Below are 13,365 nucleotides of genomic sequence, written 5' to 3'. Positions count from 1 at the left end.
CACAAGCCCCGGTCCCGATCAGGAACTATTGCAGCCCCCGCAGCATCGGGCCCATGCTGCAGTGCAATAGGTATACGCACTTAACGGGCGAACAGACAACAGGGAAAGCATTATCTGTCAGACCGTTCTTTTTATCCGTTGTTTTACATCCGCAGAGGCTATTCTTGTTATCGTTAACAAACCCTCGGCCAGAAGCAGCTCCGCATCCTGACTGTTGAGCATAAGCGATTGGTGCATGGCAATAAGCCGTGCGACGAGTCGTTCCAATCGCGGGCCGCGCCAGATCTTGAGCTGGATGCCCAGTGCCGGCTGGTCTTTCCAGAAGATGCGCCGGGCGCCGGCCTCCGCCTTGAGGAAGTTGGCGACGTCCGGATTCTGCCCGAGTCGCGCATTAAGCCCGGCTAGCTGCGCGGCGCGGCGTTCGAATGCCAGCAGCAGGCCGACCGGATTGAGCCCCAGTTCGCGCATGCGTTTGAGTTCCGGGGCGATCGCCTCGCGCCGGCCGCCGAGTACGGCATCGACAAGCGGCATGAAATCATCGTCCTCGGTCTGCGCGCCGATGGCGTCGAGGTCGGTTGCCGAGACCGGGCGGGGGGTTTCCGGAGAGGCGTCCAGATAGAGCGCGAGTTTGGTTACTTCGGATCGGGCGATACGGGTGTCGAGACCGCCGGCCCGCGCGATCCGTTCGGCGATCTCGCTGCCCAGCTTCAACCCGGCGGCATTGGCCATGGCCCTTACCGCAGCGGTGACAGCGCCAAGGTCGGGCGGGTAGAACATCGCGACCAGCCCGTCACCGCGATTCGCCAGCAGCTTGGCGGTGCGCGACTTGTCGGTGGCACCGGTCGCGACGATCAGCACAGGGCAGGCTTCGACCGCATTCTCGAGCAGGATCTCCACCGCGTCATGCGCCTCGTCGCCCTGCGCGCGCACCCAGACATGGCGCGTGCCGCCGAACAGTGAATTGGAGCGTGCCTCGTCGCCCAGCCGCACCGGGTCCTTGCGCAGATCCGAGCCCACGAGCTCGACCCGCTCGCCGGGGTCGGGCAGGAGCGAGACGATCCGTGCCGCCGCATCGCCGGCACCGGCCTCGTCGGGGCCGCAGAAGAAGAACACGCGCGCCTGCTGGGCGGCGCGGGCGGCAAGGCCGGCGAAGTCCTTCTGAGTCGCTTTCATGCGCGGCTTCGTCGATGGGTGCCGATCCCGCCCCTGCGGGGGAGCGGGAATGAGGCCTGCTCAACCGGGAACGACGCCACGAGCCCTTACTGGCGGGTATCGCCGCGCAGGCGCAGCGCGACACTGGTGACGATGCGGCTGGCGACGTCCTTCGACAGGTTTTCCAGCGCGGTCTGCTCGGCGGCGATCGTCGCATAGTCGGAGGAGACGACGTCGATGCCCGCGTCCGAACCGGCAGTGGCGTCGAGCACGATGTCACCGCTCGCCAGGTCGACAAGCTGGTAGCGCGCGCGCAAAGTGCGCCGTTCGCGGCCGATGGTATCGTCGGAAAGCAGCGCGAAGCCCTCCAGCTTGTCGTCAAGCCGCACGTCGAGCCGGTAGCGCGGCGCGGCGTTGCCCCCGGCCCCGAGTTCATCGACCAGCGCATTGCGCACCAGCCAGCCGGCGCGGCCATCGATCGCGGCGACCTGGACACCCGAAAGCCCGCGCGCGACCGCGCCGTTGCCGCCCCCGGCGTACATCGGCTTGAGCCCGCATCCCGAAAGCATCGTGGCAGCGAGCGTCAAGGCTCCGGCAAGGGCGACCGGCACTCTCACGCGACGAGGTTCACCAGGCGGTCAGGCACGACGATCACTTTGCGCACTTCGGCTCCATCGAGGGCACGCTGCACCTTCTCGCTGGCAAGGGCAAGCGCCTCCAGCTCGTCCCTCGCCATGCCCTTGGCGACTGTCAGGGTATCGCGCAGCTTGCCCTTGACCTGGATGGCGATGGTGACTTCGTCCTCCACCAGCAGCGCCGGATCGACTTCGGGCCAGGCGGCGGTGGCGACCAGGCCTTGGCCGAAGACCGCATAAGCTTCTTCAGCCAAGTGCGGCATCATCGGCGAGATGAGCAGCAGCACGGTGCGGATCGCGGCGGAGCGGCTGGCGGAAGGCGGTGCTTTCTCGATCACGCCGGTCAGTTCGTAGATGCGCGCGACGGCCTTGTTGAAGCCGAGCGCCTCGATATCGTCGGCGACGGCGGCGACGGTCTGGTGGGTCTTGCGGTCGACCGCCTTGTCCTCGCCTTGGGCCGCTGCGTCATATTGACCGAACAGGCGCCACAGGCGCTGGACGAAGCGCGCGCAGCCCTCGATGCCGGCTTCCGACCAGGGCAGGTCGCGCTCGGGCGGGCTGTCGGACAGCATGAACCAGCGGATCGCGTCGGCGCCGTAAGTTGCGACGATCTCATCGGGATCGACGACGTTCTTCTTCGACTTCGACATCTTGATGACGCGGCCGATCTCCACCGGCGCGCCATCGGCGGCGAGGATGGCGCTCTCGGCACCGCGCTCGATTTCGCCGGGCGAGAAGAACACCGGCTGGCCGTTGCCGTCATCGATGCGAAAGTAGGTCTCGTGCGTCACCATGCCCTGCGTGAACAGGCTGGCGAAGGGCTCCTTGACCTCGATCTTGCCGATCCGGGCCAGCGCGCGGGTCCAGAAGCGGGCGTAGAGCAGATGGAGGATCGCATGCTCGATGCCGCCGATATACTGCTCGACCGGCAGCCACTGCGCGATCTGCGCGGGATCGAAGGGGCGATCGTCCGGCTGGCTGGCGAAGCGCAGGAAATACCACGAGGAATCGACAAAAGTATCCAGCGTGTCGGTTTCGCGCCGGGCCGGCTTGCCGCATTGCGGGCAGTCGACATGCTTCCAGGTCGGGTGGCGCACCAGCGGATTTCCGGGGGTGGAGAAGTCGACATCCTCGGGCAGGGTCACCGGCAGGTGCTTCTTGGGCACCGGGACGACGCCGCAGACCTCGCAGTGGATGAACGGAATCGGCGTGCCCCAGTAACGCTGGCGGCTGACGCCCCAGTCGCGCAGGCGCCACACGGTCTTGCCTTCACCCCAGCCTTCGGCTTCGGAGCGAGCGATGACGGCGGCCTTGGCCTCGGCAACGTTCATGCCGTCCAGGAAGCCGGAGTTCACGCAGACACCGTCACCGGCTTCCGCTTCACCGGCGAAGGGCTTGTCGGCATCCTCCAGGCTCGCGGCGATGACGCGCGGGATCGGCAGGCCGTACTTGGTCGCGAAATCGAAATCGCGCTGGTCGTGGCCGGGCACGGCCATGATCGCGCCGGTGCCGTAGTCCATCAGCACGAAATTGGCGATGAAGACGGGCAGGTACGCTCCGGTGATCGGGTGCCTGGCGCCGATTCCGGTATCGAAGCCGAGCTTCTCCGCGGTTTCCACCTCGGCCGCCGTGGTGCCGCCCTGCTTGCACAAGTCGATGAACTTGGCCGCGTCGCAATTGCTCATGGCGACGGCCTGGGCGATCGGATGATCGGCCGCGACCGCCACGAAGCTGGCGCCGAAGATCGTGTCCGGCCGGGTCGTATAGACTTCGAGGTGCTCGCCGTTCGAAAGATCGAAGCGGAACTGCAGGCCCTGGCTCTTGCCGATCCAGTTCTCCTGCATGGTCCGGACCTTCTCGGGCCAGTTTTCCAGGGCGCCGAGCCCTTCGAGCAGATCTTCGGCGAAGTCGGTGATCTTGAGGAACCACTGGTTCAGCTTGCGCTTCTCCACCAGTGCACCAGAGCGCCAGCCGCGCCCGTCGATCACCTGCTCGTTGGCGAGCACGGTCTGGTCGACCGGATCCCAGTTGACCGCCGATTCCCGCCGGTAGACCAGCCCCGCTTCGTAGAGGTCGAGGAACAGCGCCTGTTCGTGGCCATAGTATTCGGGCTCGCAAGTGGCGATCTCGCGGCTCCAGTCGAGCGCGAAGCCGAGGCGCTTCAACTGGGCCTTCATGTTGGCGATGTTCTCGCGCGTCCAGCCGCCAGGGTGTACGCCCTTTTCCATCGCCGCGTTCTCGGCCGGCATGCCGAAAGCGTCCCAGCCCATGGGATGGAGCACTTCGAAGCCCTTCATCCGCTTGTAGCGGGCCAGCACGTCGCCCATCGTGTAGTTGCGGACGTGCCCAATATGAATGCGCCCCGAGGGATAGGGGAACATTTCCAGGACATAGCTGCGCGGCTTCACGCTCGTATCGTCCGCCTTGAAGCACTGCGCTTCGTCCCACGCCGCCTGCCAGCGTGTGTCCGCCTGAGCCGGATCGAACCGCTCGGTCATGTCACTCAAATCTCCTGCGAGCGTCCCGCTCGCCAAAATCGATCAAGTCGGAGCCGGGATCAGCCGCCCAGCGAATCGCGGCGCAAGTCGCGCGCGCGGGTCAGGATGACGTCTTCCAGCTTCTGCACGGTTGCCGCCTGGACCGGAGCCGAAACCCAGCCCCCGCCTTGCGCCACCTCGCGCACGGCCGTTACCCGCAGCGCATCTGCGCGCAAGTCCTTGTCGAGGATCATGACCGAGACTTTGACTCGCTCGCCCGGGTTCTTCGGATTGGTATACCAGTCGGTAACGATGACGCCGCCGGCACTGTCCGACTGAAGCAGCGGCATGAACGAAAGCGAATCGAGGCTGGCCCGCCAGAGGTAGCTGTTCACGCCGATGGTGTTCACCTGCGAGGGCGCCAGGGCGCCGCCCACATGCTTCCTGCCGCCGCCGCAGCCGGCCAGCGCGAGCGCCACCACGGCGCAGGAAGCCGCGGTCACCAGCGCGCGTGCGGTGAAAAGGCCGGTATCGGTGCTGCCTGTCATTGTCGTTCCAGTTCCTGTCTTGGCCGACGGGAGGCCGGAAAAACCGGAACCCGCCATCAAACGCCTCTATAGCCGCCGCGTCACGGCCGGCAAGTGCGCCTTCCTCGGCATCCGCGCCTAAATCGTTGCTGAACGCTGCGCGCGTGCCGCGCGATAGGATCCCGGGAACGATACGCCCCCGCGCCTTTCCCATCTCCCGCCGGCGATCAGGCTGTGTTAATGCGATGGTGCGAATAGATGGTATCGGCTGCGCGAGCCCTGGCGGGGGAAAGGCGGTCTGATGAACACGGGAAACAACAGGGCTGTACCATGGTTTCGGAACGCGGCACCGCGTCCAGAGGTGGCATGAAGACCGGGCTGCTGCTTGCGGCAAGCGTCGGCGTGCTTGCCTTGCCGAGTGCGGTAATGGCGTTTTCCACCAGCTTTTCGATGCTCTCCGCACCGGCCGCGCCGATCGGCTCGCTCGATCCGGACGCTTCGCCCGAGAAACTCTTTCGCGCCATCGCCATGCGTTCGCTGGCAAAGGGGCAACTCTTTCCGTTCACGCCGGCAGGCACGCCCAACCGCCCGGACCGTGCGGTGACCGTTGCCGTCCGCGTCGATCCGGAGGCGGCAAAGGCGATCATCGTGCGCGGCCCGTCGCAACTGGCGCAAAACGCCGCCGAGCCAGGGCGCATGCGCATGGCGCCGACCGCGTTTAACCTCGGCATTTCGCGCGGTTACCAGAATTTCGCGCAGGAACTCACGTCGCAACCGGCCAGCAAGCCCTTGGCAGACTTGCCCGACCTCAGGAAGTTCAGCTTGGCACCGGGCGTTATCGAAGGAAAGGAACCCCGGTTCAGCACGCGCCTCTCGATCGACGAGAAGCGCGCTCCCGGACGCGCGCCGCGCACGTTCGCCGGCGACGCCGGCGAAGTGGACTTGAGCGGCGCCTATCGCGTGACCGACAATCTCGATGTCACCGCCGGCGTGCGCTATTCCCAGGAACGCGAACGCCTGTTGCCGTTGACCGACGGCAAGCAGGACAGCCAGGCCGTCTACGTGGGAACCCAGTTCCGCTTCTGATTGCAGCAATGTAGATTGCGGAATATGCAATTCCATTGCTGCCGAATGGCCCGTCGAATGCGCCCGCGCGGCCTTGCCCATTTCGCTGGCATTTCCTAGCACTGTGCCTGGTGGATGCACACTAAGGCGAAAGGCTTCATATGGCGCGCGTTGCTATTGTTACCGGCGGGACCAGGGGTATCGGGGAAGCCATCTCGCTGGCCCTGAAGGATAGGGGCCATGCGGTTGTCGCGAACTATGCCGGCAACGAGGAGAAGGCCAAGGCGTTCACCGAGGCGACCGGCATTCCCGCTTACAAGTGGGACGTGGGCGATCACGAGGCCGCACTGGAAGGCTGTGCCCGGGTCGCCGCCGAAGTGGGGCCCGTGGATATCGTCATCAACAACGCGGGGGTCACGCGCGACGGCGTGCTGCACAAGATGAGCTTCGAGGACTGGAACGATGTCATGCGCATCAACCTGGGCGGCTGCTTCAACATGGCCAAGGCTTGCTTTCCCGGCATGCGCGAGCGCGGCTGGGGCCGCATCGTCAACATCGGTTCGATCAACGGCCAGGCCGGGCAATACGGCCAGGTCAACTATGCAGCCGCCAAGTCCGGCATCCACGGCTTCACCAAGGCGCTGGCGCAGGAAGGCGCCAAGTACGGCGTGACCGTGAACGCCATCGCGCCCGGCTACATCGATACCGACATGGTTGCGGCCGTCCCGGCGCCGGTGCTGGAAAAGATCGTCGCCAAGATCCCGGTCGGCCGCCTCGGCCACGCCTACGAGATCGCGCGCGGCTGCGCTTTCCTCTGTTCCGAAAACGCCGCCTTCATCACCGGTTCGACGATGAGCATCAACGGCGGCCAGCATATGTACTGAGAGTGGTGGAAGGACGACCGGCCGTGAGCCGGTCTTCCATCTTCTCGTCAGCCGATCCAGTAGCCGACCACCTTCCATTGGGAGTCCTCGCGGATGAGCGAGACCGTTTCGATTGTATCTGGTTTGTTCACGAAGCTGGTGCGAAACTTGACGACTTCATAACCGTAGGGTGGCGCGGGTATGCTTTCCTGGCTGCTGACAGTCCGCGAGAGCACCAAGCCCAGCGGCGGGCGCACCTCGTCTGATACTGTGGACCATTTCTGGCTGGTATTGAGTGCCCTGAACGCCTTTCCTGTCGCGCTCCAGCTTTCTTGCCAGCGCCCCTCGTCGACGAGCGCTAGCCATCGCCGTGCCGATTGTACAACTTCGGTTTCGGCCGCTGGTGCGGGTGATGCGGTAGTCGCTCCGGCGACGGACGCAGCGCCCTGCATCGTCGTCATCGTGGACAGCGCAAGGGCTGCAAGTAGTAGGGACATGGTGACCAATCCTCCGATAACCCAGATATGGCGGTGATTCGCCGTCTGGCCGTCATCCGACCGCCCATCCTGTTTCACGGCAGCATTGGTTTCGGCTTCCCCCAATTGCTTGTCCGTCAGAAATTGGGGGAAGCCATTTGTATCCTTACCTTCGGTCTCGAATAGCAGTCGTGCTGCCTCGCGACTGCTGGATACGGACAGTTTCCGCCGCGCATCCCGCAATCGCTCATTCACGGTGTGCACCGACAATCCGAGATGGCGCGCCATCGATTTTGCATCGTGCCCTCGGACGATCAGACGCAGCGTTTGTTTTTCCTTCTCAGTGAGTTCGCGATAACCCTCTGACATCCGATTGCTCGTGTCTGTTCAAATCAAACATACAGTCTATGGTCCGCCGCCAGGCATCGCCACCCCAAAAAATTCGTATCTGGGTGACCACGGGGCTACTATATCTGTTATATCTGTCCGCGATGACCTCCCCCTATCACCCGCCGGTCAAGCGCTCTGTGGAAATCGCCGGGCACAAGACCTCGATCAGCCTCGAACCGGTGTTCTGGGACATGCTGAAGGCGGCGGCGGAACGCCGGGGGGTGCCGGTCAATGCACTGGTCGCCCGGATCGATGCCGATCGGCTGGAAGCGGAGACGCCGCCTGGCCTTGCCGGCGCGATCAGGGTGTGGCTCGTCACCACATCCTGACGCGGACGGGGAGCGGCGTGCGCGGTCAGTACGTGCCCGGCGGATCGCTGGCCGGAAAGCTTTCGTCGATCGCCTCGTCGGTCTTCGACCAGCGCTTGGGCGCGCTTTCCATGTTCTCCGGCCCGGCGTCGCGCACATTGGTGAAATGCGCGTCGCCGGCATAGGCCGACTGCGGTTCCTTGTCGCGGGTTGCGTATTTGTAGAGTGCGTAACCGACCGCTCCCACGGCGGCCATCTTTATCAGTCCCATGTCAAAACTCCTCGAAACCCCCATCGGGATTCGAAGACGAAACGCGCTGGGGCGCGCAGGGTTTCCTCAGTCGCCGCCGACTCGTTCGATCTGCGCGCCCACCAGGGCCAGCTTCTCCTCCAGCCGCTCGTAACCGCGATCGAGGTGGTAGAGCCGGTGGACGTGAGTCTGCCCCTCGGCGGCGAGGCCCGCGATGACGAGGCTCATCGAGGCGCGCAGGTCGGTCGCCATGACTTCGGCGCCGGTCAGCTTGCTCACGCCGTGGACGATCGCGGTGCGGCCCTTGGTCTCTATATGCGCGCCCATGCGGTTGAGCTCGGGTACGTGCATGTAGCGATTCTCGAAGATCGTCTCGGTCAGCACGCTGGAGCCTTCGGCTAGCGAGAGCAGCGCCATGAGCTGGGCCTGCATGTCGGTGGCGAAGCCGGGGTAGGGCGCGGTCGAGAGCGTGACCGGCCGAAGCTTGCCGTTGGCGGCGACATGGAGGCCGTCCGCCGTCGGTTCGACATGAACCCCGGCATCGCGCAGCGCCTGCACGGTCGCCTCCATTTCCTCGATCTTCGCGCCCTTCAGCGTGACCTCTCCGCCGGTGATCGCGGCGGCGCAGGCATAGGAGCCGGCCTCGATGCGGTCGGGCATCACCATGTAAGTGGCACCGTGCAGGCGCGGGACGCCGTGGATGGTGAGGTCCGAGGTGCCGATGCCCTCGATCTGCGCGCCCATCGCCGCGAGCATGTTGCACAAGTCTACAATCTCCGGCTCGCGCGCGGCGTTGTGCAGGGTCGATTTGCCGCTTGCGGTGACGGCGGCCATCAGCGCGTTCTCGGTCGCGCCGACCGAGACCACCGGGAAGGAATAGCGCCCGCCCGGCAGCCCGCCATCGGGCGCGATCGCCTTCACGTAGCCAGCGGCCAGTTCGATCCGCGCGCCAAGCGCCTCCAGCGCCTTGAGATGCAGGTCGATCGGGCGGTTGCCGATGGCGCAGCCGCCGGGCAGCGAGACGGTCGCCTCGCCCATGCGCGCCAGCATCGGCCCCAGCACCAGGATCGATGCCCGCATCTTGCGCACCAGGTCATAAGGCGCGACCGAACTGGTGATGCGGGTGGCCTGGAGAGTCATCACCCGGCCGAAGTCCTCCGGGCGCGATCCGGCGATCATCGTCGAGACGCCGAACTGGTTCATGAGGTGCTGGAATCCGTCGATGTCGGCAAGCCGCGGCAGGTTGCGCAGCGTCAGCGGCTCGTCGGTGAGCAGTGCGCAGGGCAGCAGGGTGAGCGCGGCGTTCTTGGCGCCGGAAACGGGAATGATGCCGGAAAGGCACTTGCCGCCTTCGATGATGATCTTGTCCATCGTTCGCCCTTTAGCGGGAAACGCGGGAGGGGCAACGGGGCGACAGACCGGCATCCGATTGATGACAGCTTCGGTAAGATTGCGGTCTCCCTGTTGCACACCCCTGATCGAGCGGCTTTAATCGCACTGCAACACAGGAAGGCAATGAACCCGCCCATGAGTGACTCGAACTTCCGCAAACCCGTCCGCAAGGCCGTATTCCCGGTTGCCGGGCTCGGCACCCGTTTTCTCCCCGCCACCAAGGCGATTCCGAAGGAACTGCTCCCCATCGTCGACCGTCCGCTGATCCAGTACGCGGTGGACGAGGCGCGCGAGGCGGGAATCGAGGAATTCGTCTTCGTCACCGGCCGCGGCAAGACCGCGATCGTCGAGCACTTCGACACCGCTTTCGAACTGGAAGCGACGATGACCGGCCGCGGCAAATCGCTCGAGCCGCTTGATTCGACGCGCATCGAGCCGGGCAACCTCGTCACCGTGCGCCAGCAGGTTCCGCTCGGGCTGGGCCACGCGGTCTGGTGCGCGCGCGCCGTCGTCGGCGACGAGCCTTTCGCGATCTTCCTGCCTGACGAGCTGATGTACGGTACGCCCGGCTGCATGGCGCAGATGGTGGAAGCATACGGCGAAGTGGGCGGCAACCTCGTCTCGGTGCTCGAAGTGCCGATGGAGGAAGTCTCCAGCTACGGGGTGATCGCGCCGGGCGAAACGCTCGATATCCTTGGGGGCAACCTGACCGAGGTCAAGGGCCTGGTGGAAAAGCCCAAGGTGGAGGACGCGCCTTCCAACAAGATCGTATCGGGCCGCTACATTCTCCAGCCCGAAGTCATGGGCCTGCTCGCCAGCCAGGGCAAGGGCGCGGGCGGGGAGATCCAACTGACCGATTCGATGGCGAAGCTCATTGGCATGCAGCCGTTCCATGCCGTTACTTTCAACGGCCGCCGTTTCGATTGCGGTTCGAAAGTCGGCTTCGTCGAGGCGACCCTGGCCATTGCCCTCGACCGCGCGGACATGGGCGCGGAAGTGCGGGAGATGGCGATGAAGATGCTGGGCTGAGGGAACGGAGGTATCCGGGGGCGGCGCGGCAAGTCCGCGCGGCCCCTGCTTCAAACCCCCAGCTTGCCGCGCACGTCGCGCTGGTCCTTCCAGCCGTCGAGCCGGCGGGCGAGGTCCGCGTCGCTTTCGGGCAGGACGATCTCCAGCGAGATCAGCTGGTCGCCGCGCGTGCCGTCCTTGCGGGTCATGCCCCTGCCCTTCAGGCGCAGCACTTTGCCCGAACTCGAACCCGGCGGGACCGAGAGCATCACCGCGCCCGAAGCGGTCGGAGCCTTCACGCGGGCGCCGGCGAGCGCTTCGTCGAGCGTGATCGGCAGGTCGAGCCGCAGATCGTCGCCGTCCTGCCGGAAGAAGGGATGCGGCTGGATGTGGATGGTTATCAGCGCATCGCCGGCGCCGCCCGGACCCGGCTCGCCCTTGCCGGACAGGCGCATCTGGGTGCCGTCCTCCACTCCGGCCGGCAGCTTGAGATCGATGGTCTTGCCGTCGGAAAGGGTGATGCGCTGGTCCTTGCGCTCGGCGGCGTCGGTCAGCGGCACGGCGAGCCGATAGGAAACGTTGGCGCCGCGCGGCGCGGCACGGCCGCGCGGGCCGCCCCCCATTCCGCCGCCCATTCCACTGCGCGGGCCGCCCCCGAAGATCCCCCCGAACAGATCTTCCAGGTCGATCCCGTCGTTGCCGCCGAAGTTGCCTGAAAAGCCGCGCTGGCCGCCGCCGCCGCCGAAGCCCCCGCCAAATCCGCCTCCGGCGCCGAAGGGCGTCGTCGGATTGCCGTCGGCATCGATCTCGCCGCGATCGAACTGCGCGCGCTTGGCCTTGTCGGACAGGAGGTCGTAGGCCTTGGTCACGTCGGAAAACTGCTCCGCCGCCTTGGGATTGTCCGTGTTGGTATCGGGGTGGAGTACTTTCGCCAGCTTGCGATAAGCGGACTTGATCTCCTTCTCGCTCGCGCCGCGCGAGATGCCCAGGGTGGAATAAGGATCTGCTGCCATGATGACGCTTAGCTAGGTGTCCGGGCCGGTTACGGCAAGCAATGTGTGCGGGTGCGCTTTCCTACTCGGCGCGCGGCGGCTATCCTTTGCATATGCTCTTTGCATATGCCCTGGCCGCCGCCGGCGAATTGTCCCCGATCAAGGCACCGCAGGCCGTTCCGCGCGATGAGCGCGGCCCACCGATTTTTCTTTTCCAGGATAGTGTAAACCGTGCCAACTTCATCAAGAGACCGCCATGGAAACTGAACAGGCGCGCGAAGTCATTCCGCCCGGCGATCCGTTCGATCTGTTCAAGGCCTGGTACGACGCGGCGCGGGCCGCCGAACCCAACGATTCGAACGCGATGGCGCTGGCCACCGCCACGCCTGACGGCCACCCCTCGGTGCGCATGGTGCTGCTCAAGGGCCATGGTCCGGATGGCTTCGTGTTCTACACCAACGGGCACAGCCGCAAGGGACGGGAAATCGCAGTGAACCCGCATGTCGCGCTGCTGTTCCACTGGAAAAGCCTGCGCCGCCAGATTCGCATCGAGGGCGTGCTGGAGCCGGTGACCGCCGGGGAGGCCGATGCCTACTTTCATTCGCGCGCCCGCGATTCGCAGCTTGGCGCGGTCGCCTCGGACCAATCCGCCCCGCTCGATCGCCGCGAGACTTTCCTGGCTCGCTACGAAGCCGTGCGCGACCGGTTCGAGGGACGGGAGGTCGAACGCCCGGCACATTGGGGCGGCTACCGTGTCGTGCCAGCCTCGATCGAATTCTGGCATGACCGGCCGCACCGCCTGCACGAACGGCGCCGCTTCGAACGCGATGGAACGGGCGGTTGGACCAGCACGTTGCTTTATCCGTGACCGATCCGACCGTGACCGACCAGGACCATCTCAACCGCACCGCCGCCCTCGCCAGCATCGGCGTGGCGACGCTGCTGCTGGCGATCAAGGCCTGGGCGGCCTGGTCCACAGGTTCGACGGCGATGCTCGGCAGCCTCGCCGATACCACGCTGGACCTCGTCGCCAGCCTTGCCACCTTGCTGGGCGTGTGGATCGCGGCGCAGCCGGCGGACGACATGCACCGCTTCGGCCACGGCAAGGCCGAAGCCATCGCCGCGCTGTTCCAGATCGTGCTGATCTCGATTTCGGCGCTGGCCATCGCCAGCCGCGCGGTGGAGCAGTTCCTGTCCGGCGCCCGCGTCGCCGCGGCGGGGGCAGGCATCGGCGTCTCGATCGCGGCCATCGCCGTGACGTTCGCACTGCTGGCCTGGCAGCGCCACGTCATCCGCAGGACCGCCAGCCTGGCGATCACCACCGACAACGTCCATTACCAGTCGGACGTGCTGCTTAACCTCGCGGTGATCGCGGCGCTCGCGCTGGACCGGTATGCGGGGCTGGCGGGCGCCGACCCGCTGTTCGGCCTCGGCATCGCGCTGTGGCTGAGCTGGGGCGCCTGGAACGCTTCGAAACAGGTGCTCGGCCAGTTGATGGACCACGAATGGCCGGAGGAGAAGAAGCAGCGCTTCCTCGACGTGCTCGCGCGCAATCCGGACATCACCGGGGTTCATGACTTGCGCACGCGGACTTCCGGCAACAAGGACTTCGTGCAGTTCCACGTCTGGGTGGACGCGAACATGACCGTTCGCCAGGCTCACCGCGTGATGGACGAAATCGAGGCGCGTCTCCGGGCCGAATTCCCCGATGTCGAGATCCTGATCCACCCGGACCCCGAAGGCCTCGTCAACGAAACCAGCGAGGCCGCCAAGGACGTCCTGCCGCCGATCCGCGTGAACCTGGAATAGCGCCGGCCTTCGCGGCGTTGC

At 65.6% G+C, this 13,365-nt stretch carries 14 protein-coding genes; 6 read left to right on the top strand and 8 right to left on the bottom strand.

The features are described from left to right. Positions 1 to 117 precede the first annotated feature (117 nt). The 4 genes from holA to BM052_RS12860 all read right to left on the bottom strand — a co-directional run bounded on the left by holA (position 118) and on the right by BM052_RS12860 (position 4,812). The gene (gene holA, locus BM052_RS12875; RefSeq protein WP_091147501.1) at positions 118 to 1,173 is read right to left on the bottom strand and encodes a DNA polymerase III subunit delta; all 1,056 of its coding nucleotides are present in this window, start codon (positions 1,171 to 1,173) and stop codon (positions 118 to 120) included. Between the two features lie 86 nt (positions 1,174 to 1,259). Next, entirely contained in the window at positions 1,260 to 1,721 is a 462-nt protein-coding gene (gene lptE / locus BM052_RS12870) for an LPS assembly lipoprotein LptE (RefSeq protein WP_091147499.1), read from the bottom strand. A 44-nt stretch (positions 1,722 to 1,765) separates the two neighbouring features. Next, positions 1,766 to 4,285, bottom strand: coding sequence for a leucine--tRNA ligase (leuS, locus tag BM052_RS12865; RefSeq protein WP_091147497.1), 2,520 nt, complete (start codon positions 4,283 to 4,285; stop codon positions 1,766 to 1,768). A 59-nt stretch (positions 4,286 to 4,344) separates the two neighbouring features. Beyond that, positions 4,345 to 4,812, bottom strand: a complete 468-nt coding sequence (locus BM052_RS12860; RefSeq protein ID WP_091147495.1) for a DUF3576 domain-containing protein — start codon at positions 4,810 to 4,812, stop codon at positions 4,345 to 4,347. Between the two features lie 345 nt (positions 4,813 to 5,157). Between BM052_RS12860 and BM052_RS12855 the strand changes: the two genes are divergently transcribed. Then, the gene (locus BM052_RS12855) at positions 5,158 to 5,877 is read left to right on the top strand and encodes a hypothetical protein (protein ID WP_091147493.1); all 720 of its coding nucleotides are present in this window, start codon (positions 5,158 to 5,160) and stop codon (positions 5,875 to 5,877) included. A gap of 140 nt (positions 5,878 to 6,017) precedes the next feature. Beyond that, positions 6,018 to 6,740, top strand: coding sequence for an acetoacetyl-CoA reductase (gene phbB, locus BM052_RS12850; RefSeq protein WP_091147491.1), 723 nt, complete (start codon positions 6,018 to 6,020; stop codon positions 6,738 to 6,740). Between the two features lie 47 nt (positions 6,741 to 6,787). Here the strand turns inward: phbB and BM052_RS12845 are convergent, their stop codons facing one another. After that, positions 6,788 to 7,564 (bottom strand): helix-turn-helix domain-containing protein, encoded by a 777-nt coding sequence (locus BM052_RS12845; RefSeq protein WP_091147489.1) that lies wholly within the window; start codon positions 7,562 to 7,564, stop codon positions 6,788 to 6,790. 122 nt (positions 7,565 to 7,686) lie between these two features. Between BM052_RS12845 and BM052_RS12840 the strand changes: the two genes are divergently transcribed. Then, positions 7,687 to 7,914: a ribbon-helix-helix domain-containing protein gene (locus tag BM052_RS12840; protein WP_091147487.1), complete on the top strand. Its 228-nt coding sequence runs from the start codon at positions 7,687 to 7,689 to the stop codon at positions 7,912 to 7,914. A 25-nt stretch (positions 7,915 to 7,939) separates the two neighbouring features. Here BM052_RS12840 and BM052_RS12835 read toward each other — a convergent pair whose 3' ends face one another. Both BM052_RS12835 and murA read right to left on the bottom strand, forming a co-directional pair. Then, positions 7,940 to 8,164, bottom strand: coding sequence for a hypothetical protein (locus tag BM052_RS12835; protein WP_091147485.1), 225 nt, complete (start codon positions 8,162 to 8,164; stop codon positions 7,940 to 7,942). A gap of 66 nt (positions 8,165 to 8,230) precedes the next feature. Beyond that, on the bottom strand, positions 8,231 to 9,514 hold the full coding sequence (gene murA, locus BM052_RS12830; RefSeq protein WP_091147484.1) for a UDP-N-acetylglucosamine 1-carboxyvinyltransferase: 1,284 nt from the start codon (positions 9,512 to 9,514) through the stop codon (positions 8,231 to 8,233). Positions 9,515 to 9,670: 156 nt separating this feature from the next. Between murA and BM052_RS12825 the strand changes: the two genes are divergently transcribed. Continuing rightward, positions 9,671 to 10,564: a UTP--glucose-1-phosphate uridylyltransferase gene (locus tag BM052_RS12825; RefSeq protein WP_091147482.1), complete on the top strand. Its 894-nt coding sequence runs from the start codon at positions 9,671 to 9,673 to the stop codon at positions 10,562 to 10,564. A gap of 50 nt (positions 10,565 to 10,614) precedes the next feature. Here the strand turns inward: BM052_RS12825 and BM052_RS12820 are convergent, their stop codons facing one another. Further along, positions 10,615 to 11,556, bottom strand: coding sequence for a DnaJ C-terminal domain-containing protein (locus BM052_RS12820; RefSeq protein ID WP_091147481.1), 942 nt, complete (start codon positions 11,554 to 11,556; stop codon positions 10,615 to 10,617). A 235-nt stretch (positions 11,557 to 11,791) separates the two neighbouring features. Here BM052_RS12820 and pdxH point away from each other — a divergent pair, with 235 nt between their 5' ends. Further along, positions 11,792 to 12,403 carry a pyridoxamine 5'-phosphate oxidase gene (gene pdxH / locus BM052_RS12815; protein ID WP_091147480.1) on the top strand — a complete coding sequence of 204 codons (612 nt, stop codon included), beginning with the start codon at positions 11,792 to 11,794 and terminating at the stop codon, positions 12,401 to 12,403. Further along, positions 12,400 to 13,344 (top strand): cation diffusion facilitator family transporter, encoded by a 945-nt coding sequence (locus BM052_RS12810; protein ID WP_369821533.1) that lies wholly within the window; start codon positions 12,400 to 12,402, stop codon positions 13,342 to 13,344. The genes pdxH and BM052_RS12810 overlap by 4 nt, the downstream gene beginning before the upstream one ends. Positions 13,345 to 13,365: the final 21 nt, after the last annotated feature.

Origin of the sequence: Novosphingobium sp. CF614, assembly GCF_900113255.1 — a bacterium.
Lineage (GTDB): Bacteria > Pseudomonadota > Alphaproteobacteria > Sphingomonadales > Sphingomonadaceae > Novosphingobium.
Note: the sequence above shows the minus strand (reverse complement) of the source record. Positions and strands in the feature narration are given on the sequence as shown.

Bases quoted from the DNA above. Each gene is read 5' to 3' on its own strand.
- holA (WP_091147501.1), bottom strand. From the start codon at position 1,173: ATGAAAGCGACTCAGAAGGACTTCGCCGGCCTTGCCGCCCGCGCCGCC.
- lptE (WP_091147499.1), bottom strand. From the start codon at position 1,721: ATGCTTTCGGGATGCGGGCTCAAGCCGATGTACGCCGGGGGCGGCAAC.
- leuS (WP_091147497.1), bottom strand. From the start codon at position 4,285: ATGACCGAGCGGTTCGATCCGGCTCAGGCGGACACACGCTGGCAGGCG.
- BM052_RS12860 (WP_091147495.1), bottom strand. From the start codon at position 4,812: ATGACAGGCAGCACCGATACCGGCCTTTTCACCGCACGCGCGCTGGTG.
- BM052_RS12855 (WP_091147493.1), top strand. From the start codon at position 5,158: ATGAAGACCGGGCTGCTGCTTGCGGCAAGCGTCGGCGTGCTTGCCTTG.
- phbB (WP_091147491.1), top strand. From the start codon at position 6,018: ATGGCGCGCGTTGCTATTGTTACCGGCGGGACCAGGGGTATCGGGGAA.
- BM052_RS12845 (WP_091147489.1), bottom strand. From the start codon at position 7,564: ATGTCAGAGGGTTATCGCGAACTCACTGAGAAGGAAAAACAAACGCTG.
- BM052_RS12840 (WP_091147487.1), top strand. From the start codon at position 7,687: ATGACCTCCCCCTATCACCCGCCGGTCAAGCGCTCTGTGGAAATCGCC.
- BM052_RS12835 (WP_091147485.1), bottom strand. From the start codon at position 8,164: ATGGGACTGATAAAGATGGCCGCCGTGGGAGCGGTCGGTTACGCACTC.
- murA (WP_091147484.1), bottom strand. From the start codon at position 9,514: ATGGACAAGATCATCATCGAAGGCGGCAAGTGCCTTTCCGGCATCATT.
- BM052_RS12825 (WP_091147482.1), top strand. From the start codon at position 9,671: ATGAGTGACTCGAACTTCCGCAAACCCGTCCGCAAGGCCGTATTCCCG.
- BM052_RS12820 (WP_091147481.1), bottom strand. From the start codon at position 11,556: ATGGCAGCAGATCCTTATTCCACCCTGGGCATCTCGCGCGGCGCGAGC.
- pdxH (WP_091147480.1), top strand. From the start codon at position 11,792: ATGGAAACTGAACAGGCGCGCGAAGTCATTCCGCCCGGCGATCCGTTC.